This window comes from Rahnella sp. PD12R, assembly GCF_019200965.1.
GTDB classification, from domain to species: Bacteria; Pseudomonadota; Gammaproteobacteria; order Enterobacterales; family Enterobacteriaceae; genus Rahnella; species Rahnella laticis.
Window position 1 is genome coordinate 47,526 of record NZ_JAHTMS010000013.1, and the last position, 23,198, is coordinate 70,723.

Genomic DNA, 23,198 nt, shown 5'->3' on the forward strand with positions numbered 1-23,198 from the left:
CCTTGTCCTCTGCTATCTATTGAAATCTACCCCAGTCTTGGGGGTATATATGGGGGGATCAGGTTGTTCACCCTGTAAAAATACCCCCATCGGGGCTGCAAGTATTCTGCTTAACAGTTCAAGCGAGAATACTTGCAGCCCTTGAATTCATGGCTCAAGTTTGATTTTCAATCAGATATTGGTATTCACTTTTTCTGTTATTAATAAATCCTCTCGGATCAACTTTTCTTCTAGGAGAAGATTTTCTAACGTTTCTGTAATTGTTTTCCTTAGGGTACTACTGGTTGATTTGAAACCAAGCATCCTAGAAATCGAGGTTACAATTTCATCTTCAGTGGCTCCAAAATTATCTTTAACTATTTGACCAATTCCTGATGCTATTTCAGCAGGAGGTAACATTTCAGGTTTGCGTAATCCAAGAGATTGAACATTTTGGCGGTTGCGTAAAGAGATTTTTGATTGCAGATGTATCAAAAATTGGCCTTCTAACACAATCTCCCCCTTCTTACAGACAAGATTGATAGCTCTGGTAGCGACAGCCTCAATCCTTGGCCCTGAACGTTGCAACCCCCAGGCTGTTCTAAGTCGCGTGATGACTTCGCTTATATGTATTGGCGATTCGGTCTCAACAATATGTTCAACCATCTCAGAAAGAATACTTAAAGGTGTTTCATGCAATTCGTAGTACACATTGGCGACAGGAGTAGCCTCAACGTAGTCGTTATTGATTGTGGGAGCTGTACCTACATCAGCAAGGCCAATTTCAACGACCTGTCCTCTATCAACAGTGACAATTTCAACGGGTACTGCCCGAGCACGCTGCTGAGTTAGTTCTGTACGTTCAGAAAGTTCTCTTTTGGCAAGTTCAATAGCCTTAAGTGTGCGTTCCAGCTGTTCTTCTGGTCTGTGGAACCAATCTGTACTCCAAATTCTATGGATAATCCATCCATGATCTTCGAGTACAGCCTGTCGTAAACGATCTCTTTCGCGCGCTGATCTCGATGAATGATAAGCACGCCCATCGCACTCAATGCCGAGTAAATATCGTCCTGGCATCTCTGGGTCTGCGATACCTAAATCTATAAAGAAGCCGGCAATGCCAACTTGGGGATGAACCTGATAGCCGGCTTTCTGAAGAGCATCAGCGACTTGTTCTTCGAATACGCTGTCCATCTCTTTCTCTGATCGCTGAGCCAGAGAAATACGTCCTGTACGGGCGTATTGTAAGAATAATTTAAAGGCGATCACGCCTTTTCCCTTTGCTCTTTCTAGGTCAATATCTTCATCTGTAATTGATGCAAAAACTTCACAACGTCTTTTAGCCCTGCTGATTAATACATTTAGCCTCCGCTCCCCTCCTTCAGAGCCCAGTGGTCCGAAGCGCATGGCCATATAGCCTTGTGCATTTTTGGCATAACCTACTGATATCATGATGACATCACGCTCATCACCTTGAACGTTTTCAAGGTTTTTTACGAAGAATGGTTCACTAGGATGAGCATTGAAGAATTCTTCTAAATCTGGGTTTAGACGACGTAAAAGCTCAAGTTCATCCTGGATTGCTTTACGCTGTGAAACAGAAAAAGTCGCCACGCCGAGCGAATATTCTGGATATTTACGTGCATGATTCATTATTGCTTTTGCAATTGCTTTGGCTTCTACAGTATTAATTCCTTTGCCACTGCCTGATTCGAAAATACCATCAGGAACATGATAAAACTGTAAGCCCATCCCCGCTTCTTGTGTATAAGGGCTTGGAACAATAAAAAGCTTATTTTCATAGAATTGAGTATTAGAAACTGCTATCAAAGACTGATGGCGACTACGATAATGCCATCTCAACATCCGCTGGGATAAACCACGAGCGACAAATAAGCCAAGCACACTTTCTATATCAGCAACCTGTGAAACATCATCTTCATCATCATTAGCCGCCTCTGTCATTTTTGCGAAGAATCGTGTTGGAGGAAGTTGACGTTCATCCCCCACGACAACGACTTGTTTGCAGCGAGCAATAGCGCCTATGGCATCCACGGGTTGTATTTGACTTGCTTCGTCCATGACGAGGAGATCGAATTTTTGCTTACCAGGTATGAGAAATTGGGCGACAGAAAGTGGGCTCATCATCATCACAGGTTTTAATGCCTGAATAGCTACACCTGCTTTGATCATTAGCTGCCGTATTGGCAAATGTCCTCTCTTTTTGACCATTTCTGAACGCAGAACTCCAACGGGGCCTATACCACCGCTTTTTGATGGAATTCGACGGTGATGGGCTCTGATAACTTCGAGGCTGGATGCTTTGATCCTTTTGAGATCAAGATCCGCAAAGCTTGCAACTTCACGAGAATGAAATTCGCCATCAAATCGGATCAACTCAGGTTCTTTAAGTGCCATGATTTTGAGTAGTGATTCAAAATAGGTACGTTCAACGGCTGAGAGCACTGAATCAGGAGAAAGCTTTCCACAAGCTAGCCTTTCAACAACCTCTGAAAGGCCATTCTTATAAGCTTGTGAAAGACGATGTTGATAAGCTACCCATTTTGACAGTTGCTCAGAATTCCATACCCAGCTTTGTATTTTTTCGGCTACTTGTTCAATCTCTAACTCATCATTCGATGTTAAATGGAAGAGGTTCTGGAGCGTCGCTTTTAATTCGTTCGCTATTTGCTGAAGTTCATTAATCGTTTTTTTGCTGAGATTTTGCGTTTCACGAGCGAAACGTGCTGTTTCAGCTCTGTCGGGGAGTTTTGCAGCGACAAAGCGCAAGGCAGGGTTAAGCTCAATCCAATTACATGACTGACGAAGGGTCTCCCAATCGGATTGCAGTTCTTTCCACTGTTCACCAAAAACTCTCTCAGCAAGTGAATTTTGAGCACGTATTTCTGTCGTGATCTTTTGTAACTCAGCTATTCGCATTATAAGCTGGTAACGTTCATCTAAACGAGGGGAGGGGGTTTTCATTATCCGGTTACATTGGTCGTCAACCCAAATCAGATGCTCTATTTCTTGTTCAATAAGAGCAAGAGGGACGCGTGTTACGGAAAGCTGGTTTGCGAAATATTCTTCTGCAGATAATCCATAAGCATTCCAGAGTAAGTTTAAGTTAATCAATACTTGCTGTAATAATTGATTAAGTTGCTGTGAGCGTAGCTTTATTCCCTCACGATCAATAAGCTTGCTTGCTAATAATCTAACCTCGGTACCTACGCCACGAAGTGTCCTCATCCATTCGACTAAAGACATTAACGTCAGGTACTCGCTTTTTTCACCACGCCAGTCGTTACTGAACGCAGCACTACCAAAGTCATTTCCTTCCTGTATTTTCCTTTTCTCATTTTGTCCTTTTATTAATTCGTCCATCAGCGATATTTGTAGATCGACCTTCAATGACGAATCACAAAGTAGAGAGCTCACAAGAGCTTTTGCTTTTCGCCAGTCACTGCTAAGGAAGCGGAAAATACCTTTCTGACTAGCAAGTAAATTTCTTGCTACCGACACATCCGTTTCCCAGGCTATATCTTTAATTTTAGATTTAAGCGTTTCATTTATTTTTTGGAATGATGCAATAGAATTAACAAGTTCCGCCGCTTTTTCGACACCGTGATCCCAGACGGAAGCGATGAATGCCTCCGGGGAGGCATCGGGTGCTGCAGCAATTCTTTCACCTAATGCAATCAATCTCTCAATTTCTTGAACGGTGGAGTGACTCTGTTGTGTCCCCAGTTCTTCGTGCAACCTCGCAGACTCAAAACCTAGCTTTGCCAATGGTTTAAGCAAGGCATGTGCAGAGATAAAGCCGTTTGCATGGAAGTTTTTTGGGAGTCTTGATAACGCCTCTTCCAATTCATCGACGGATGTTTCGATCTCGTCACAAATTATGTCTGGAGCAAGTTCTATCCAGAAATCATGGTATTGTCGGCCTGTGGAAATAATGTTTTTTATTGCAGTGATGTTGTCGTGCCAATCTCTTGATATTAGTGCTTCTGGAGACAGATTGGGGGCACTTTCAATAACTTCTGCAATTTTAACCAGTTGAATTATTTTTGAGAATTCTTTTGGTTCTGGTGTAACTGCCAGCTCGCTGGCAAGATATAAAACATCGGTATTCAGGCGTAATACTGATTCTCTAAAATTAGTTAATCGCGGAATCAATTTCTCGACTTCAACGGGTAAAATTTGTTCCAGAGTGACGCCATTCCAAGGGTGGTTATCAGGTAAACCAATATCTCTGATTCGTTCAGCTATTTCTCTGACGAGCTCCAAACGCTTCTCGAGATCGTTAGCATTCCAGAGCTCGAAATCTTTGAGTGAAAAATCGGTGGGTGCCTGTCCCGCTTGGCGCAACCGAACAAGATGCCCCATTACTTGATAGGGAGAAAACGCAGAAGGGTGGTGAATTTTGTGTAGTCTTGCAGGATGCTCATTCAGCCTGTCTCTTGCGGCTGTTAGGTTTTCAACCAAGGCATCTGGATATTCCCCTCGTGGAGAACCCAGTTCCCAGACTCGTTTCAATTCGTCGAGAAAAGCCCGCTTATTTGCCTTATTACTGTGCAATTCAAGACAGGCATCACCAATCCCGGCCTGATCAAGTCGTCTCTTTACAACTTCAAGCGCCGCCATTTTTTCTGCTACAAACAGAACCGTTTTACCATCTGCTACAGCCGAGGCGATTATATTCGCAATTGTCTGAGACTTACCGGTTCCTGGGGGACCCTGAATGACAAGGTTTTTCCCTTTTCGCACATCATGAATAGCAAGAGTCTGAGAGCTATCGCTGTCCATAATGTGCAGCATATCTTTTGGAGAAATGAAGGGATCTATTGAGACTTCATCAGAAATTCGCTCATCGGTTTCATTAAAGCCATCGACCATGAGTGACCGGATGAGGGGTTGATCGGTTATATTTTCTTTTTCCGGCCAGTTTTCAGGATCTAAATCCCTGTACATAAGAAATTTTGCAAAAGAGAAGAAGCCCAAAGTAATATCATTTTCCTGAACACTCCAGTCAGATTTTATTTTTATCGCTTGGGTGATTTCTTGAATGTACTGAGTAAGGTCTAATTCATCTTCTGTATTGATATGAGGCAAGTGGATGTCGTGTGTTCTATTTAAATAAGCCTCAAGAGAAAGGTTTTCAATAATTTCTTCCTGTCTTGCTCGGAGTTTAAAACGTTCTCCTATTGTTCCGCGATCAAGGGATACTGGGATAAGAATTAAAGGTGCATATCTTACATTTTCCTTATTGTTGGGATCTATCCACTTCAGGGTTCCGAGAGTTAAATATAATATATTTACCCCTTGTTCTTCTTCAAGGGTTTTGGCGTCATGGTAAAGATCCAGTAATCGTTTTTGTAAACCCTGTGGAGTTAGACGAGTTTGGAGTTTTGTATCCTGATGCTCGGGGCGAAGCTCATTTTCATTAACATCGTCACTGAACGTTAGCAGAGCATCTTGTTGTAAAGTTTCCATTATGGTGACTTCTTCTGCTTCATCCTCTATCAATTCCCCTTTTCTCCCTGCTCGACCCGGTAAAAAGGTAAACACTTTGCCCTCTTGCACTAATAAACGATAAATCTCTACAGACCTTTCATCGATGACTTCCAATAACTTAGCCGTTTTAGAGCGCGGAATGTTAAGTAGTTTGTTGCGCGCTGATAAATCAAGAAGCTCTGTGCGTGCTCGTTCAAGTTTTTGCTGTAAGGAAAGACTGCTACTTTGAAATAGTGAATCTTCGTTATTATTCATAGAGGAGGAATTCCTTTGCGTATCAAAAATTACCATCGTGCTCGAAGGGGGGGACACGAGAGAAGATGTCAGGTGTATAGATGTAATCATCTTAGCCCGATATTAATAAAAATAGGAATACATAAATGTTATTATAAAGATCGGGTTAGCACATTTCATATATATGATTTTTTGATGATTTTCAAATAAGATATTTGTTTCGGGAATTGTGTGGAAATTAATAGCAGGCACGTGAATTGCTGCAACTCATTACAAATCATAAAATTTATCTGGAGTCAGTACCTCGATTTCATTCTTATTCACTTGGTTGAGTTGCACGCTATGGTCGCGCCGCTGCGGCAAAATCCGTAGCGGCGCGACGTTCATCCTGCGGTTTTCTAGCCGAGCCATTACTACGACCCGAAAACACATCAGTTATTAGAACGCCGCACACGAAGTAATTCGGTGCCATCTATTGAGCAGGCAGCACATCAGTCATTACGGGTGTCCTGCCCGTCGAAAATATTTGCCCTGCTGCTCGAGGTTCGGCCGTTGCTGTAACGGGTGTCCTGTCCTTCGAAAATATTGGCACGGCTGCTCGAAGTGCTGCCATCGCTGTAGCGAGTATCTTGCCCGTCAAAGATGTTTTGACGGCTTGATGAGGAACTGCCATCACTGTTACGGACATCCTGCCCGCCAAAGATATTTGACCTGCTGCTGGATGTCCGGCCGTCACTGTAACTGACATCCTGTCCACCAAAGATATTTGCCCTGCTGGTCGACGTTGTTCCGTCATCATACCGGCAATCCTGTCCGTCAAAAATGTTTGCCCGGCAAGTGTCTGCGACCGCATAACCCGCTTGTCCTGCAATAAGAAATAATCCCAGAACCAGAGATTTAATGTTCATTGCTTCCCTTGATAAAATAGTGGTTCACTCTGGATGAATGTTAGCTCCGGGAAGAGAAAATGCAGCGTCAGAAAATCCTAATTCTTTGTAAATCAAGGTAGAGAAAAATAAAGGATTACAGAGACATAACCGGTAATGCCAAAATAATCTGAAAAACTCAGTTTATTCCGAACCAGGCCGGCGAGTGGATGATAAAAGGAGGGATAAAGACGTGCGTTTGATGCGGCTTGGAAAATGCTTTTAAAGCAGGCTCAGGCGAATCACCCAAACCTGCTTCATTTTAAGCTAACAACAATTACTTGTTCTTATCCTGTAATCCGCGCGCTGGCAGATTATTGTTATCGACCTGCGGTAAACCGGTAGAGGCAGAAGATTTCAGCAATCCTGTCTCAAGATAGTTTTGCAGCTTCTCGCGGGTATCGGTGATATCCAGGTTACGCATGGTCAGCTGGCCGATACGATCGTCTGGTGAGAACACTGAATCACCTTTCTCCATGGTCAGGCGTTCTGGTTTGTACGTCAGATTCTCAGACACCGTATTCATGATGGTGTAGTCATTGCCACGACGCAGTTCCAGAGTCACTTCACCAGTGATTTCGCTGGCGACCCAACGCTGAGCGGAGTCACGCAGCATCAGCGCCTGAGGATCGAACCAACGGCCCTGATACAGCAGGCGTCCCAGAACACGGCCATTCGCATGATATTGCTCGATGGTATCTTCGTTATGAATACCGGTCAGCAGGCGTTCGTAGGCGATGTGCAGAAGTGCCATCCCCGGGGCTTCGTAAATGCCACGGCTTTTGGCTTCGATAATACGGTTTTCAATCTGGTCGCTCATGCCCAAACCGTGACGGCCACCGATGCGGTTGGCTTCCATCATCAGCTCAACGCTGTCGTCAAAGGTCACGCCATTCAGGGCAACAGGGTAGCCGCGCTCGAAACGGACGGACACTTCTTCCGCTTTCACGACAACATTCTCGTCCCAGAATTTCACACCCATAATCGGGTTAACGATTTTGACGCCGGAATCGAGGAATTCCAAATCTTTGGCTTCGTGCGTCGCGCCCAGCATGTTGGAGTCGGTTGAATAGGCTTTTTCGGTCGACATTTTGTAATCGAAACCGGATTCAATCATAAACTCTGACATTTCATGACGGCCACCGAGTTCATCGATAAAGTCGGTATCCAGCCACGGTTTATAAATTTTTAGCTCTGCATTGGTCAGCAGGCCGTAACGATAGAAACGCTCGATATCGTTACCTTTGTAAGTACTGCCGTCACCCCAGATGTTCACACCGTCTTCTTTCATCGCGGCAACCAGCATGGTTCCGGTAACGGCACGGCCCAGCGGGGTGGTGTTGAAATAAGTGACACCCGCCGTGGTGTTATGGAATGCACCACATTGAATGGCCGCGATCCCTTCCGCAACCAGTTGTTTACGGCAATCAATCAGGCGCGCTTTCTCTGCACCGTACTCCATCGCTTTACGCGGAATGGCATCGTAATCTTCTTCATCAGGCTGGCCCAGGTTTGCCGTGTAGGCATAAGGAATCGCCCCTTTCTTCTGCATCCAAAGCAGCGCGGCACTGGTGTCCAGACCGCCGGAGAATGCAATACCCACACGCTGATTGATAGGAAGGTGCTTAAGAATAGTTGTCATCGATAAAATCCTGTATGAATTAGGTCAGTCTGGTAAAGGTCTCAATGCCTATATTAATATCGCAAAACCGGCGTCGGGTAAAAGACATTTTGCATATTTATGCGCATTTTATTGCATGACTATTTAGTAATCACGCCTGGTTAGCGTTGTTTCATTCAAAATCGTTTAAAATGCTGATGCGATATCTTTACCGGCTCTGCCTCGCGGATTGCAGGTTAAAATCTAAAGCGGGAAGCCACCAAAGTAAACCGGCGTTTAGACGTGGGTTTTACTCTGATGGCAGACCCGTTACTTCTGCCAAATGTCTTCAACAGATTGAATGTGAAGGCTATTTACTGGCGTCAGAATTCATATTCATCGGTTGAAATCAGCTTAACGAACGGGCCGTTTAGCGTCCGGTTATGGTGAGCAATAATTGCCGGGGCGGGCAAAATGGGCGTATCCATTGTGGTGTGCGCATCTGAAATTAAAACAGGGCTAAATCCCAGATCGGCTGCCACACGGCAGGTTGTATCGATACAAAATTCGGTTTTCATCCCCGCAATAACCAGCTCATCAATTGATTTTTGATGCAGCCAGTCTCCTAACCCGGTTCCCGCAAAGCAGCTTGGACGAGTTTTATCGAAAATTTTATCGTGTGAGTGATCAATTTTGAGCTCCGGCACTAATTTTGTCAGTGGTGTGCCCGGCGCAAAGGGGGAATCTGCGGGCCCGGTATGGCGGGCAGCAAAAATGGGTATTTGTGACTGGCGGGCTTTTTCAATCAGGCGATTGATATTGGCGAGCACCCGCACGCCTTCGTGGGGTTTATCCGGGCCGTTAAACAGGCCGACCTGCATATCAATAATTAATAATGCACGTTTTTTTATCAGGGGAGCAGACAAGATATTTCTCCTTAAAATGCCGTTTTGGCCAGGAGAAAAAATGATAACCCAGCCATTGCGAGCGGGTTGTTGGATTCAGTTTTTCTAATGCACAGCATCCAGACAACCCGTTAACAGGGTTGTGGTCGTTGTTGTCTGGGTGACGCGCAGGAATTTTTTCATCACCTGACAATACAAAAGCGCCTGTTGTGCGTCAATGTTTTTGCCTGAGGAAAGTATCTCATAGGGCAATTTCTAAAATAATACATTGATATAACAGCAAAAACAAAAACATGCATTTAAAATGCATGTTTTTTAAGGAAACACGTTTCTGAAAGTGGTTTAATACTGGCAGACCCTGAATTGTTTGATTAAGGAGAAACGATGCTTCGTATCCCGCAAAACTTTATTCATACACGTTCTACGCCGTTCTGGAACAAAGAAACCGCGCCTAAACCTCTGTTTACACATCACAATACCAAGTCCGGCGTTTACGGACGCCTGTCGGTTATGCAGGGGGCCGTGAAGTACTTTGGTTTCCCTGACGCCGAAGCCACCGAGCCGGACATGGAAGTGATCATTGAGGCCGGAACTTTTGGTATCTCCCCGCCGCAGAAATGGCACCGCATCGAGTTGCTGACGGAAGACACTTATTTCAATATCGACTTCTTCGCCGATCCGCAGGTTCAGCTCGAAGGTGCCGGTCTCGGGGAAGTGGTGAATACGCATAAGGGCTGAATTATGTCTGACAGCACAAAGGCCGGGCATACATTCCTGGCCAGTCTGGGCAAAACGCGGTTGCGCCCCGGGGGTAAAGAAGCGACGGAATGGCTCATCTCCCGTGCCGGATTAGACCCGCATTCCCGTGTACTCGAAGTGGCCTGTAACCGGGCCACGACGTCCACTGAACTGGCGGCGCGTTTCGGTTGTAGCATCTATGCCGTTGATATGGATAAAGAAGCGCTGCACGTTGCCCGGCAAAGGATCCGCACCGCCGGGCTGAGTGACAAAATTCAGCTGATAGAAGCCAACGCCACGCGCCTGCCTTTTCCCGATAACTGCTTTGATGTCGTGATCAACGAAGCCATGCTGACGATGTATGCGGATAAGGCCAAAACAAAGCTTGTCCGTGAATATTGCCGGGTACTCAAACCCGGCGGCATCTTACTGACGCACGATATTATGCTGACCGATGAAAAGCTCAGTAAAACGGCGGATGACGATTTACAAAAAGTCGTGAAATCCAACGTCAGTCCGATGAGCCGGCAGGAATGGAAAGCGTTGTTTCTGAATGCAGGATTTGATTCCGTTCAGACGCAGCATGGCGCAATGTCCCTGATGTCACCACAAGGGCTCGTCAGAGATGAAGGTCCTTTAGGGGCCGCGAGAATACTTTTTAACGGGCTGAAAAACCGGGAGAACCGGTCGCGTTTTCTCGGGATGTTCCGCTATTTTCACGCGCAGCGGCACAGGCTGAATTACATCGCCTGCTGTACGCAGAAGAAATAACAAAGAAAGCACCTTTCAGCCACAGGTGGTCATGATTTTTGCTTTAATAACGATGAAATCTGAAATTGTTACGTTAAAACCATAAACAAAAAAGCCCGAATGCAGGGATCGCATTCGGGCTTTTTTTAAAACAATATTTCCGAATCAGCTCGTAATTTTCAGTTGCGGATAACGTTTGAAAATCGTCAGACACCAGACAAGCGCGATACACCCGAGAAGGCCACCGGCATAACCGACGTTGCTCATTTCCAGATGCAGACTCACCTGATTACCAATCAGCGCGCCCGCGCCGATGCCGATATTGTAGATGCCGGAAAGCAGTGACATCGAAACGTCGGTGGCGTCGGTCGCCAGTGCCAGCACGCGCACCTGCATCGCCAGGCCAATAATCATCATTGCCAGCCCCCAGACGACGCAAAGTATTGAAATAGCGACCGGATTCATCACCGCGACAAAAAGTAACAACATGCTGAGCGTCACCATCAAAATCGGGCCGCTGAGCATGGCAGCCGGGAATCGGTTGCCTAGCACACTGAACAGGATACTGCCGAAAATCCCTGCGCCGCCGAAGATCAGCAACAGGAACGTGGTGAAGTTTTCGCCCATATTCGCGACGGTCTGGATGAACGGCTCGATATAGCTGTACGCCGTATAGTGAGCGGTCACTATCAGCGCGGTCAGGACATACATCCCTACCAGCGCCGGACGGCGGAACAGCATCGGCACGCTTTTCAGCGAACCGGTATGTTCACTTGGCAGCGGCGGTAGCAATTTAATCAGGCAAATCAGCGTCAGCAGCGCGACGACGCCGATGCTCATGAACGTGGTGCGCCAGCCGAGATACTGACCAATCAGACGCCCGAGCGGCAGCCCGAGCACCATCGCCAGCGCGGTGCCGGTGGCTAACATACTCAGCGCCTGCGTTTTTTTACCGGCCGGGGCGACACGGATCGCCAGCGAGGCCGTAATCGACCAGAAAATGGCGTGGGCGAGGGCGATACCGACGCGTGACGCGACCAGACTCCAGAAATCCCAGGCCACGACAGATAAAATGTGGCTGACGATAAACAGGACAAAAATCGCGATCAGTAAGCGCTTTCGCTCAACATTGCGGGTCAGCAGCATCAGTGGCAGCGACATCAGCGCGACGACCCATGCATAGATAGTGAGCATCAGGCCGACCTGCGCCGTCTGCATATTGAAACTGGCGGCGATGTCGGAGAGCAGTCCGACAGGCACAAATTCAGTGGTGTTGAAGATGAACGCGGCAATAGCCATCATCACAACGCGAAGCCATGCTGTCCTGCGCGAAACGGTATCTGATTGCATTGAAATTTATGACTTTTTAAGAAGGTGTAAAGATCAGGCCTTCGACGCGGAAGGCCTTCTGAGGGCATAGTGTGTTTTATTTGTTCTAAAAATGAAACAGAAAATTGGCCTAACAGATAAATGTTTTGGGGACAATTTTAGTTATGGCAGATGTGACGGGCGTCACTCACTTTTTTGCCGGATGCCAGCACCAGTGCCACGGCTCATATATGAATCCCCACGGATTATCCAGCGGAAAGGACATCACAAAACCAAAGCGCGCGGCGTTAGCTTCAAGCCAGCGGAAAGCGTCGGTTTCGCCGAAGATGCCGGTGACTTCGTCGCAGCCGGGAGTGTTGATGTCCACGGCGCAGCCGGTGTGATGTTCACTGCATCCCGGCGGAGCCAGCGACGTGAAAAAGTCTTCCGGCGCAATCCCGGCGGTTTGTTTGGTGCGGATTAAACCGGCCTGATAGTCGAGGCTGCGCCAGGCGGAAACCAGATAAATGCCCACGCCGTCGGCGGCGGCCTGCCGTTTCATCTCGCGCCATGCCTGTGTGGCGGGCGCGATCAGCCGGTAGATTTTGCCGGTATCAGCATCTGTTTCTGCGTCCACCAGTAAGTGCTCACTGACTTCTTCAAAGTACGGCAGCGTGCGGTGCGCGATAACGGCCGGGTCGATATTCAGCTCGCGCAACTTCTGATCGGTTCTGGCTTTCAGCTCCGCCTGATTCATGCCTTTTCATTTCCGGTACGTGCAATCACGTCGGTCATCACTTCTGTCATCGCTTTACCGGCGGAGCGCATCGCCTGCTGATAGCGCGATGCGGCCACGACAAACGCGTTAAGCAACTGCGTATCCTGCTGATGTTGTAGATATTCAGGGTGCCATTGCACGCCAAGGCAGAAATCATACCCTTCGCACTCAATGCCTTCGATCACGCCGTCCGGCGCATACGCGTTGACGATGCTGCCCGGCCCGACGGTTTTCACCGCCTGATGATGCGAACTGTTCACTTCATAATGATCACGGTCGACCGAACGGCTCAGTAATGTGCCTTCAACAATTTCAACCGGATGCCGCGCACGTTTCTTGCCACCGGCATTTTCGGTATCCACCGTCGTGCTGTGTTCCAGCGCGTCGGGCAGTGCATCGGGAATATGCTGATGCAGCGTGCCACCGGTTAAAACGGCCAGCAGTTGCTGACCGCCGCAAATGCCCAGCAGCGGCATATTGCGCTGCATGGCGCCTTTGACGATGGCTTTTTCGAATTCAGTGCGGCCTGGTTTCAGACGAACCTGATCGCTGCTTTGCGTTTCGTTAAACAACTCCGGCGGGACATCAAACGCGCCGCCGGTCACGACAATTCCGTCGCACAGCGCCAGATATTCGTCGGCCAGTTCTGCGTGATGCGGTAATGCCAGCGGCACCGCGCCCAGCCCGGCCAGGCTGCTCATGTAATTCTGACGTAACGCATACCAGGGAAAATCGGCGTAACCACCGGCGTCTTCACTGTCCAATGTGACACCGATGACCGGTCTGGATTGAAATTTTGTCTGCATTCTTCTGAATTCCTGCCATGAAGATGAAAAACAATCAGAAAAATCACCATATCAAGTCGGGGTCAGCGCAAACAATATAAATTATCAATAGGTCTAATTTTCAGGATTTACCTCTGGTTTTATCACCCGTTCAGGTGGTACGGCAGGTCATTTTCTATCCTAACCCTGCGTTTTCCTGACAAAATTTCGAGATGACCTGACACTTCCTGATACTTTTCTGTCGGCGTCTTCAATATTCATTCTCATTTACCTCTTAACATTGTGGATGCCTGGAGGCAAAATTAGCGCGTATAATTCACGCGGGCGATTGAAATGGAATTTCTTAATTGCTAACGAAATCTTTACGTTGTCCTAAAAACAGCCACCCGCACTTTTAGGGATAATGCGCTGTCACTTTTGAATGCTTTCACTTTTGAATGAAGTACATAAGAAAATCTCTGGTTGAAGGTCTTATTTCAGCTGTTTTCTCCTCATTAATACTGCGAAACCAAGAAATTTATGCTGCCGACTGCCTCTTCTCGTTCCAAAAAACGCACCCTTGTGTGGGTTATCGTCGCCATTATCGTTGCTGCGATCCTGGTCTGGTTTTTTGCTTTCCACCAAAGCGCGTCTGATCACACGGCAAAAAAAGGGGCGGGCGGCCGCGGCGGTATGCGGGCGATGCGCGGTCAGATGATGATGGGCATGGATACGCCGGTGCAGGCAGGAAAAGCCACGCAGGCGGATGTCCCTGTTTATCTGCGCGCGCTGGGCACGGTGGTGGCGAATGCAACCGTGACGGTGACCAGCCGGGTTGATGGCCAGTTAATGAAGGTGTATTTCACCGAAGGGCAGAAAGTCGCGCAGGGGCAGCTGCTGGCGCAGATTGATCCGCGCAGCTATCAGGCGACGCTGGAACAATATCAGGGCGATCTGGCGCAGAATCAGGCGCTGTCGAAAAGTGCTGAACTGACGTTAGCGCGTTACCGCAAACTGTATGCACAGGATTCCTTAGCGCGTCAGGATCTGGAAAGCCAGATTGCGACCGCCGGTCAGTATGCGGGCGCTGTGAAAGCCGATCTGGCACAAATCGCGGCAGCCAAGCTGAATCTTGAATTCGCGAAAATCACCGCGCCGGTCAGCGGGCACGTCGGTTTGCGTCTGGTTGATCCGGGCAATATGGTCACCAGCAGTTCTACCACCGGTATCGTCACGATCACCCAAACTCAGCCGATTGCCGTCACCTTCAGCGTGCCGCAGAGCAATCTGCAAACCTTACTCAAAGCGCTGCGTGGCGGAAATCAGCTGCCGACCACGGCGTTTAATCAGGACGGCAGCGAAGTCCTCGATCAGGGCAAACTCCAGTTTATCAGTAACGAAATTGACACCAGCACCGGCAGCATCAAGCTGAAAGCGCTGTTTGATAATGCCGATGAAAAGCTGTATCCGAACCAGTTTGTGAATGCCCGTTTGCAGGTTTCCGTGCTGAAAGACGCCACGGTGATCCCGGCGGCAGCATTGCAGCTGAGCAGCGACGGCGATTTCGTTTACGTGGTGAAAGCCGATAACACCATTGAGCGCCGTTCAGTGAAATCCGGCCCGGACTTCGGTGATGATAAGGTCGCGATTTTGTCGGGTGTGAATCCGGGTGAACAGGTGGTGACGACGGGGATTGACCGCCTGACCAACGGCGCGAAAGTACAGATCGTGACGGCGAATTCTCTGGATGCGGCCGCAGCGGGCGGTTCTTCAAAAGAACGTCAGCAAAGCGGCGGCGTGGATAAAGCGACCACAGGCGCAGACAACGCCGTCGCGGGTAAAAACGAAGCCGGTAAAGACAGCGGGTCTAAATGAATCCTTCACGCCTCTTTATTCTCCGGCCGGTTGCGACCATTTTGCTGATGGTCGCCGTGCTGTTGTCGGGGATTTTTGCCTACAACATGCTTTCGACCTCGGCGCTGCCGCAGGTCGATTATCCGACCATTCAGGTGACCACGCTGTATCCGGGTGCCAGCCCGGACGTTATGGCGTCGGGCATCACCGCTCCGCTTGAACGCCAGCTCGGCCAGATGGCAGGGCTGAGCCAGATGTATTCCACCAGCGCCAGCGGTTCTTCAATAATCACGCTGAAATTCTCGCTGGATCTCTCGCTCGACGTCGCCGAACAGGAAGTGCAGGCGGCGATCAACGCCGCCGACAGCCTGCTGCCCAGCGATCTGCCCAATCCGCCGACCTATAAAAAGGTTAACCCGGCGGATGCCGCGGTACTGACGCTGGCGGCCACGTCCGAATCGCTGCCGCTGACCAAAGTGCAGGATCTGGTGAATACCCGCGTGGCGCTGAAACTGTCGCAGATTTCCGGCGTCGGTATGGTGACACTCGCGGGCGGGCATCAGCCGGCTATCCGCGTGCAGGCCGATCCGCGCAAACTGGCGGCGCACAACATCAGCCTGGAAACCATTAATACGCTGATCGGTAACAGCAACGTTAACGGTTCTAAAGGCGGTTTCGACGGCCCGCATCACTCGATCACTATCGATGCCAACGACCAGCTGCGCACGGCGGATGAGTACGGCAATCTGATTGTGAATTATGAAAACGGCGCGGCGCTGCGTTTACGCGATGTGGCAACGTTGTCCGAAGCGCCGGAAAACCAGTATTTATCTGCCTGGGCCAACAAACAGCCGGCGATCATTATCAGCGTTCAGCGTCAGCCGGGCGCGAACGTGATTCAGGTTGTGGATGCAATTAAAGCGCAGTTGCCGAAATTGCAGGAAGCCCTGCCGGAATCGGTCAAAGTCAGCATTCTGTCTGACCGGACGCAAACCATTCGTGCGTCGATCAGCGACGTCCAGTTCGAATTGCTGTTGTCGATTGCGCTGGTTGTGATGGTCACTTTCCTGTTCCTGCGCAATGTCGCGGCAACCCTCATCCCAAGCGTCGCCGTGCCGCTCTCGCTGGTCGGCACTTTTGGCGTGATGTACCTGTGTGGTTTCAGCCTCAACAACCTTTCGCTGATGGCGCTGACCATCGCCACCGGTTTCGTTATCGATGACGCCATCGTGGTGGTGGAAAACATTTCGCGGCGGCTGGAAGAGGGCGAAACGCCGATGCAGGCGGCGCTGAAAGGCTCGCAGCAAATCGGCTTCACCATTATTTCGCTGACATTCTCGCTGATCGCCGTACTGATCCCGCTGCTGTTTATGGGGGACGTGGTCGGGCGTCTGTTCCGTGAATTCGCGATCACGCTGGCGGTGTCGATTCTGGTGTCGATGATTGTTTCCCTGACGCTGACTCCGATGCTATGCGCCTATTTACTGCGCCACACGCCGGAAGAAAAACAGAGTAAGTTTTACCGCAAAGGCGGCGAGTTCTTCGACAAAATGATTGCCGCTTACGACCGCATGCTGATCGTCGTGCTCAATCACCAGAAGCTCACGCTGCTGGTGGCGGCCGCGACGTTGGTCTTTACCGCGCTGTTGTATGTGATTGTGCCGAAAGGGTTCTTCCCGTCGCAGGATACCGGGATGATCCAGGGGATCACGCAGGCTTCGCAGGACGTTTCTTTCAGTGAAATGGGGCGTCGCCAGCAGTTACTGACGGCGGCAATTCTCAACGATCCGGACGTCGAAAGTGTGGCCTCCACCATCGGCGTGGACGGCAATAACACCAGCCTGAACAGCGGACGTTTGCAGATCAGCCTGAAATCTTTTGATGAGCGCAGCGAGCGCGCACCGGCGATTATCGAACGCCTGAAACAGGAAACCGCAGGCGTGCCGGGCATTGAACTTTATATGCAGGCCTCGCAGGATCTGACCGTTGACGACCAGGTCACGCCAAGCCAGTACCAGTTCACGCTCGACGACGCCGACAGCGAAAATCTGGTGGAATGGACGCCGAAGTTGCTGGAAAAACTCAGCGCGCTGCCGGAGTTCAGCGACGTGGTCAGCAACCTGCAAAATCAGGGGCAGATTGCGTATGTCGAACTCGACCGCGACGCCGCTGCGCGTTACGGCATTACGGCGTCAGACGTCGATACCGCGCTGTATAACGCGTTCGGCCAGCGTCTGGTTTCCACTATCTTTACCCAGGCAAACCAGTACCGCGTCGTGCTCGAAGTGGCACCGCAGTTCCAGCAGTCTCCGGCTTCGTTTGATGATGTGTATCTGGCGACCAACAACAGCACGTCCACGTCCGGCACAGTGGCGACTACAGCGACCACGGCCTCAACGACGACGTCCGACAGCGGCGCGACCACCACCAATTCCGGCGCGACCAACGGCATGATCAAGCTGACGTCGATTGCGCAAATTCATATGCGCACCGGCGCGCTGTTGCAGGCGCGTCTGAATCAGTTCCCGGCGGTAACCGTATCGTTCAACCTGAAAGACGGCTATTCGCTGGAACAGGCGCAGCAGGCCATCAAAACGACCGTGGCGGATATCGCCATGCCGGACAGCATCACCCTGCGTTATCAGGGCGCGGCGGCGTCGTTTGAAAGCGCGACCGGCAACACGCTGTGGCTGATTCTGGCTGCGCTGCTGACCATGTATGTGGTGCTGGGCATTCTGTACGAAAGCTTTATTCACCCGGTGACGATCCTGTCCACGCTGCCGTCGGCGGCCGTCGGCGCGTTGCTGTCGCTGATCTTCGCCGGAACGGAATTCAGCCTGATCGCGCTGATCGGGGTGATCCTGTTGATCGGTATTGTGAAAAAGAACGCCATTATGATGATCGACTTTGCGCTCGACGCCGAGAACCGGCAGGGCTTATCGCCGCGTGAAGCCATCCATCAGGCGTGTTTACTGCGTTTTCGTCCGATCATGATGACCACCATGGCGGCATTGCTGGGCGCACTGCCGCTGATGCTGGCGAGCGGATCCGGCGCTGAACTGCGTCAGCCGCTGGGGCTGGTGATTGTCGGGGGGTTAATCTTCAGCCAGATCCTGACGCTGTTCTCCACGCCGGTGATCTACCTGATGTTTGACCGTTTATCTCACCGCCTTAACCCACGTCACCGGCGTGCAGCACAGCGGGCGGAATAACCGATGAACATCTCGCGTTTCTTCATCTTCCGCCCGGTCGCGACACTGCTGCTGACGCTGGCGATCCTCCTGCTCGGTTTGCTGGGGTATCGCCTGCTGCCGGTCGCGCCGCTGCCGCAGGTGGATTTCCCGACCATTCTGGTGAGCGCCAGCCTGCCGGGTGCCAGCCCTGAAACCATGGCGGCCACCGTCGCCACGCCGCTGGAAAGGGCGCTCGGGCAAATCGCCGGTGTGACGGAAATGACCTCGCGCAGCTCGCAAAGCTCCACCAGTGTCATTTTGCAGTTCGATTTAGACCGCGATATTAACGGTGCCGCCCGCGATGTGCAGGCGGCGATCAACGCCTCGCGTTCGCTATTACCGAGCAGCATGCCGTCGCTGCCGACGTACCGCAAAGCGAACCCGTCGGATGCGCCCATCATCATGCTGGCGCTGACGTCGGCCACGCGCAGCAAGGGCGAGCTGTACGATATTGCCTCCAGCCAGCTGCAACAGAAAATTGCTCAGGTCAACGGCGTCGGGCAGGTTTCTCTGGTCGGTTCCGCGCTGCCGGGCGTGCGTATTGATTTGCGCCCGGAGGCGGTGACGTCTTACGGCATTTCCCTCGATACCATCCGCACCGCCATTGCCAACAGCACCAGCAATCTGCCGAAAGGGTTGCTGCAAGGCGCGAATCAGTCGTGGATGATTGAAGGCAACGGCCAGCAAAGTACCGCCGCGCAGTACAAAACGCTGATCATTACTTACATCAATGGTTCGGCGATCCGCCTCAGCGATATCGCCAATGTTTATGATTCCGTTGAAGATAAATACAACGTCGGCTATTACAACAGCACGCCGTCGGTGATGATTGGCGTGACGCGTCAGGCTGGCGCGAACATGCTGGAAACCATCGAAGCGATAAAAACCGCGCTGCCGCTGATGAAAGAAAGCCTGCCGGGCGACGTTCAGCTCAATCTGGCGCTCGACCGCTCGCCGAACGTTTCCGCTTCCCTGCGTGACACCGAAATGACCCTGCTGGAAGCCACGCTGCTGGTCATTGCGGTGGTTTTCGTGTTCCTGCGCAACTGGAATGCAGTGCTGATCCCCGCGCTGGCGCTGCCGGTGTCATTAATCGGCACCTGCGCGGTGATGTATTTACTCGGCTACAGCCTCGATAACCTCTCGCTGATGGCGCTGATCATCTCGACCGGTTTCGTGGTCGATGACGCCATTGTGGTGCTGGAAAATATTACGCGGCACATCGAGGAAGGCATGGGGCCGGTGCGTGCGGCGCTGAAAGGCGCGCAAGAAGTCAGTTTTACCGTGCTTTCGATGACGCTTTCGCTGATCGCCGTTTTCATCCCGATCCTGCTGATGGGCAGTATTGTGGGGCGTCTGTTCCGCGAATTTGCGGTCACGCTCAGCGTTTCGCTGATCATCTCGATGCTGGTGTCGCTGAGCCTGACGCCGATGCTGTGCGCCCGTTTCCTGAAACGTAAACCGCCGGTGGAAAAACGTCAGCCGCGCATTTACCGGATGATTGAACGTGGCCTGAACCGGCTGCTGGCGGCCTATTCCGCCGCGCTCGGTTGGGTAATGCGCCATCAGCTGATTACGCTGGTCGGCCTGTTCCTCACCGTGATCCTCAATTTCTATCTCTATACCGTGGTGGAAAAAGGCTTCTTCCCGGATCAGGACACCGGCATGCTGATGGGCATGTTGCGTGCGGATCAGAACACCTCATTCCAGTCGATCCAGCCGCAGGTGCTGAAATACAGCAAGATCATTCAGGACGATCCGGCCGTTGAGGCGGTGATGAGTTCGGCGGGCAGCGGCGGGTTTGGTGCGCGTAACACCGCCACCTTCTTCGTGCGCCTGAAAGATTTCGACAAACGCACCGCGACCGCCAATCAGGTGGCTAACCGTCTGATGATGGCGACCGCCAAAGTGCCGGGCTCGCAGCTGTTCCTGATGGCCGCGCAGGATCTGCATATCGGCGGACGCAGCGCGAATGCGCAATATCAGTACAGTTTGCAGGCTGACGATCTTTCCCTGTTGCGCGAATGGGCACCGAAAGTGCAGAAAGCGCTGGCGAAGCTGCCACAGCTGACCGGTGTGGATTCGGACTCGCAGACCGGCGGGCAGGAAATCATGCTCAACATCGACCGCGATCGCGCCACACGTCTCGGCGTGAACGTGAAAATGATCGACGCGCTGCTCAACAACTCCTTTAGTCAGCGGCAGATCGCCACTATCTACAAAACGCTGAACCAGTATCACGTGGTCATGAACCTGACGTCGGATTACACCAGCAACCCGGATGTGCTGCACCAGCTTTACGTGGTGACCGACGCGGGCGCGCAGGTGCCGTTATCCGCTTTTGCGACGTTCAGCGGGGCGAATTCGCCGTTGTCGGTTTCGCATCAGGGCCAGACGGCGACCACGACCATTGCCTTCAACCTGGCGGACGGTTATGCGCTGGAGGATGCGCAGGCCGCGCTGAAAACCGCCATGGCGCAGATTGGTTTGCCGGACACCATTCACGGGAGTTACGCCGGTACGGCGCAGGCATTCGAAGCGCTGACCAAAACCATGCCGTGGCTGATTCTGGCGGCGCTGGCGGCGGTGTATATCGTGCTCGGCGTGCTGTATGAAAGTTACATTCATCCGCTGACCATTCTTTCGACGCTGCCGTCGGCCGGTCTGGGCGCGTTGTTGCTGATGTTGCTGACCAATACTCAGCTGACGGTCATCGCACTGATCGGGATCCTGCTGCTGATCGGCATCGTGAAAAAGAATGCGATCATGATGATCGACTTCGCGCTGGATGCCGAACGACGGCTCGGATTATCGCCGCAACAGGCGATCACCCAGGCCTGTCTGATGCGTTTCCGTCCAATCCTGATGACCACGCTGGCAGCCTTCTTCGGGGCGTTACCGCTGGCGCTGGGCAGCGGCGGCGACGCGGATCTGCGCAGTCCGCTGGGTCTGGCAATCGCCGGAGGGCTGGCGCTGAGTCAGATCCTCACCTTATTCACCACGCCGGTGGTTTACCTGTATATGGATCGCACCAGCCGCGCGACGCACCGCTTATGGCACCGTTTGCGCCCGCATGCGACACCGCCGGAGGTCATCTCTAATGACTGATAAAACAATGAATTCATACCCGGAAGTGAATCTGATGACTCTGCAAAAAACGCGTTCTCTTGTGTTTCGTCTTGCGCCGCTGGCGCTGGCTCTGCTGGTCAGCGCCTGTGCCGTCGGCCCGGACTACAAACGGCCTGACGTTGCAATGCCGGTGGCGTTTAAAGAAGCCAAAGGCTGGACGGCGGCAGTTCCGAAAGATAACCAGAGTAAAGGCGAATGGTGGTCGGTTTATCAGGATCCGCAGCTTTCTTCCCTGCTGAGTCAGGTACAGATTTCCAACCAGAACGTCGCGCAGTATGCCGCGCAGTACCGCCAGGCACAGGCGCTGGTGACGCAGGCGCGTTCTGATCTTTACCCGTCCGTAGACGCGACCGCAGGCAGCACGCGCAGCGCCACGTCATCGTCCGTTTCCAACAAACAAACCGCGCAGCTCAGCGCCAGCTGGGAGCTGGATTTGTGGGGCAAACTTCGCCGCACGGCGGAAGAACAGGATGCCAGCGCACAGGCCAGCAAGGCCGATCTGGCGGACGCGACGCTCAGCGCCCAGTCCGAACTGGCGCAGGATTATTTCCAGCTCCGCGTCATGGATCAGCAAATTGCGCTGTATAAACAAAGCATTGATGCGTATCAGCGTTACCTGACCGTGATTCAGAACCAGTATGCGGGCGGCAATACGTCGCGTGGCACGCTGGCACAGGCGCAGACGCAGCTCGAAAGCACCAAAGCCTCGGCGCTCGACCTGCAATGGCAGCGCGCGCAACTGGAACATGCGATTGCGGTGCTGATTGGCAAGCCACCGGCGCAGTTCAGCCTGGCGGCGAGCAACGTGAAACTGAACCTGCCGCCGATGCCGGATGCATTGCCCTCGCAATTATTGCAGCGCCGTCCTGACGTCGCTGCCGCCGAACGCACGATGGCGTCTTCCAATGCCGCGATTGGTGTTGCCACCGCGGCATACTTCCCGGATCTGACCCTCAGCGCAACCGGCGGATACACCGGATCCGCGCTGCATAACCTGTTCTCCCTGCCGAACCGCGTCTGGTCGCTGGGCCCGGAACTCAGCATGACCGTGCTCGATTTCGGTGCCACGCGCGGAAAAGTCGCGCAGGCCGAAGCCGCGTATGACGCCGATGTCGCCAGCTATCGCCAGAGCGTGTTAACCGCGATGCAGGAAGTGGAAGATTATCTGGTGGAACTGCACACGATCGACACCGAACTTGTTGCCCGCCAGAACGCCGCCGACTCCGCGAAAGAATCCGCGCGCGTCACCTACAACCAGTATCAGGCCGGGATGATCGACTATCTCGACGTCGCCACCACCGAAAATACCAGCCTGACCCAGCAGCAAAGCGTGCTTTCGTTGCAAAGCACCCAGATGGTCACCAGCGTTAAGCTGATCGCCGCATTAGGCGGTGGCTGGAACGGGGATGTGGGGAAGTGATTTGAGATACATTTATCTCTACACCAAAGACACATTTATGTGACCTTGGTGTAGAGATACTGAATC

General features: G+C 51.6%; 13 protein-coding genes. 6 read left to right on the plus strand and 7 right to left on the minus strand.

Annotated elements, in window-relative coordinates; all coding sequences use genetic code 11:
* Positions 1-171: 171 nt before the first annotated feature.
* The 4 genes from KWG64_RS21430 to KWG64_RS21445 all read right to left on the minus strand — a co-directional run bounded on the left by KWG64_RS21430 (position 172) and on the right by KWG64_RS21445 (position 9,167).
* Positions 172-5,748 carry a DUF3320 domain-containing protein gene (locus KWG64_RS21430; protein ID WP_218523066.1) on the minus strand — a complete coding sequence of 1,859 codons (5,577 nt, stop codon included), beginning with the start codon at positions 5,746-5,748 and terminating at the stop codon, positions 172-174.
* Positions 5,749-6,218: 470 nt separating this feature from the next.
* A complete protein-coding gene (locus tag KWG64_RS21435) occupies positions 6,219-6,635 on the minus strand; it encodes a hypothetical protein (protein ID WP_195825479.1) in 417 nt (138 codons plus the stop codon).
* A gap of 295 nt (positions 6,636-6,930) precedes the next feature.
* Positions 6,931-8,295, minus strand: a complete 1,365-nt coding sequence (gene argG, locus KWG64_RS21440; RefSeq protein WP_195825480.1) for an argininosuccinate synthase — start codon at positions 8,293-8,295, stop codon at positions 6,931-6,933.
* A 341-nt stretch (positions 8,296-8,636) separates the two neighbouring features.
* A complete protein-coding gene (locus KWG64_RS21445; RefSeq protein ID WP_218523103.1) occupies positions 8,637-9,167 on the minus strand; it encodes a cysteine hydrolase family protein in 531 nt (176 codons plus the stop codon).
* Positions 9,168-9,542: 375 nt separating this feature from the next.
* On the opposite strand from KWG64_RS21445, the gene KWG64_RS21450 reads away from it, so the two are divergent.
* A complete protein-coding gene (locus KWG64_RS21450; RefSeq protein ID WP_195825481.1) occupies positions 9,543-9,896 on the plus strand; it encodes a DUF1971 domain-containing protein in 354 nt (117 codons plus the stop codon).
* Positions 9,897-9,899: 3 nt separating this feature from the next.
* Positions 9,900-10,667: a class I SAM-dependent methyltransferase gene (locus tag KWG64_RS21455; protein ID WP_218523067.1), complete on the plus strand. Its 768-nt coding sequence runs from the start codon at positions 9,900-9,902 to the stop codon at positions 10,665-10,667.
* 144 nt (positions 10,668-10,811) lie between these two features.
* Here KWG64_RS21455 and KWG64_RS21460 read toward each other — a convergent pair whose 3' ends face one another.
* The 3 genes from KWG64_RS21460 to KWG64_RS21470 form a co-directional block, all read right to left on the minus strand.
* Positions 10,812-11,996: a sugar transporter gene (locus KWG64_RS21460; RefSeq protein ID WP_195815706.1), complete on the minus strand. Its 1,185-nt coding sequence runs from the start codon at positions 11,994-11,996 to the stop codon at positions 10,812-10,814.
* A 166-nt stretch (positions 11,997-12,162) separates the two neighbouring features.
* Positions 12,163-12,711, minus strand: a complete 549-nt coding sequence (locus KWG64_RS21465; RefSeq protein WP_218523068.1) for a D-alanyl-D-alanine carboxypeptidase family protein — start codon at positions 12,709-12,711, stop codon at positions 12,163-12,165.
* On the minus strand, positions 12,708-13,538 hold the full coding sequence (locus KWG64_RS21470) for a gamma-glutamyl-gamma-aminobutyrate hydrolase family protein (protein ID WP_218523069.1): 831 nt from the start codon (positions 13,536-13,538) through the stop codon (positions 12,708-12,710). Before KWG64_RS21470 ends, KWG64_RS21465 begins: the two co-directional genes overlap by 4 nt.
* Before the next feature lie 498 nt (positions 13,539-14,036).
* Between KWG64_RS21470 and KWG64_RS21475 the strand changes: the two genes are divergently transcribed.
* The 4 genes from KWG64_RS21475 to KWG64_RS21490 are packed head-to-tail and all read left to right on the plus strand — an operon-like array spanning position 14,037 to position 23,132.
* Positions 14,037-15,371, plus strand: a complete 1,335-nt coding sequence (locus KWG64_RS21475) for an MdtA/MuxA family multidrug efflux RND transporter periplasmic adaptor subunit (RefSeq protein ID WP_165061679.1) — start codon at positions 14,037-14,039, stop codon at positions 15,369-15,371.
* Positions 15,368-18,562 carry an efflux RND transporter permease subunit gene (locus KWG64_RS21480; protein ID WP_217153482.1) on the plus strand — a complete coding sequence of 1,065 codons (3,195 nt, stop codon included), beginning with the start codon at positions 15,368-15,370 and terminating at the stop codon, positions 18,560-18,562. The genes KWG64_RS21475 and KWG64_RS21480 overlap by 4 nt, the downstream gene beginning before the upstream one ends.
* A gap of 3 nt (positions 18,563-18,565) precedes the next feature.
* Positions 18,566-21,691, plus strand: coding sequence for an efflux RND transporter permease subunit (locus KWG64_RS21485; RefSeq protein WP_218523070.1), 3,126 nt, complete (start codon positions 18,566-18,568; stop codon positions 21,689-21,691).
* Entirely contained in the window at positions 21,684-23,132 is a 1,449-nt protein-coding gene (locus KWG64_RS21490; protein WP_370628741.1) for an efflux transporter outer membrane subunit, read from the plus strand. The genes KWG64_RS21485 and KWG64_RS21490 overlap by 8 nt, the downstream gene beginning before the upstream one ends.
* Positions 23,133-23,198 lie beyond the last annotated feature (66 nt).

Bases quoted from the DNA above. Each gene is read 5' to 3' on its own strand.
- KWG64_RS21430 (WP_218523066.1), bottom strand. From the start codon at position 5,748: ATGAATAATAACGAAGATTCACTATTTCAAAGTAGCAGTCTTTCCTTA.
- KWG64_RS21435 (WP_195825479.1), bottom strand. From the start codon at position 6,635: ATGAACATTAAATCTCTGGTTCTGGGATTATTTCTTATTGCAGGACAA.
- argG (WP_195825480.1), bottom strand. From the start codon at position 8,295: ATGACAACTATTCTTAAGCACCTTCCTATCAATCAGCGTGTGGGTATT.
- KWG64_RS21450 (WP_195825481.1), top strand. From the start codon at position 9,543: ATGCTTCGTATCCCGCAAAACTTTATTCATACACGTTCTACGCCGTTC.
- KWG64_RS21455 (WP_218523067.1), top strand. From the start codon at position 9,900: ATGTCTGACAGCACAAAGGCCGGGCATACATTCCTGGCCAGTCTGGGC.
- KWG64_RS21460 (WP_195815706.1), bottom strand. From the start codon at position 11,996: ATGCAATCAGATACCGTTTCGCGCAGGACAGCATGGCTTCGCGTTGTG.
- KWG64_RS21465 (WP_218523068.1), bottom strand. From the start codon at position 12,711: ATGAATCAGGCGGAGCTGAAAGCCAGAACCGATCAGAAGTTGCGCGAG.
- KWG64_RS21470 (WP_218523069.1), bottom strand. From the start codon at position 13,538: ATGCAGACAAAATTTCAATCCAGACCGGTCATCGGTGTCACATTGGAC.
- KWG64_RS21475 (WP_165061679.1), top strand. From the start codon at position 14,037: ATGCTGCCGACTGCCTCTTCTCGTTCCAAAAAACGCACCCTTGTGTGG.
- KWG64_RS21480 (WP_217153482.1), top strand. From the start codon at position 15,368: ATGAATCCTTCACGCCTCTTTATTCTCCGGCCGGTTGCGACCATTTTG.
- KWG64_RS21485 (WP_218523070.1), top strand. From the start codon at position 18,566: ATGAACATCTCGCGTTTCTTCATCTTCCGCCCGGTCGCGACACTGCTG.
- KWG64_RS21490 (WP_370628741.1), top strand. From the start codon at position 21,684: ATGACTGATAAAACAATGAATTCATACCCGGAAGTGAATCTGATGACT.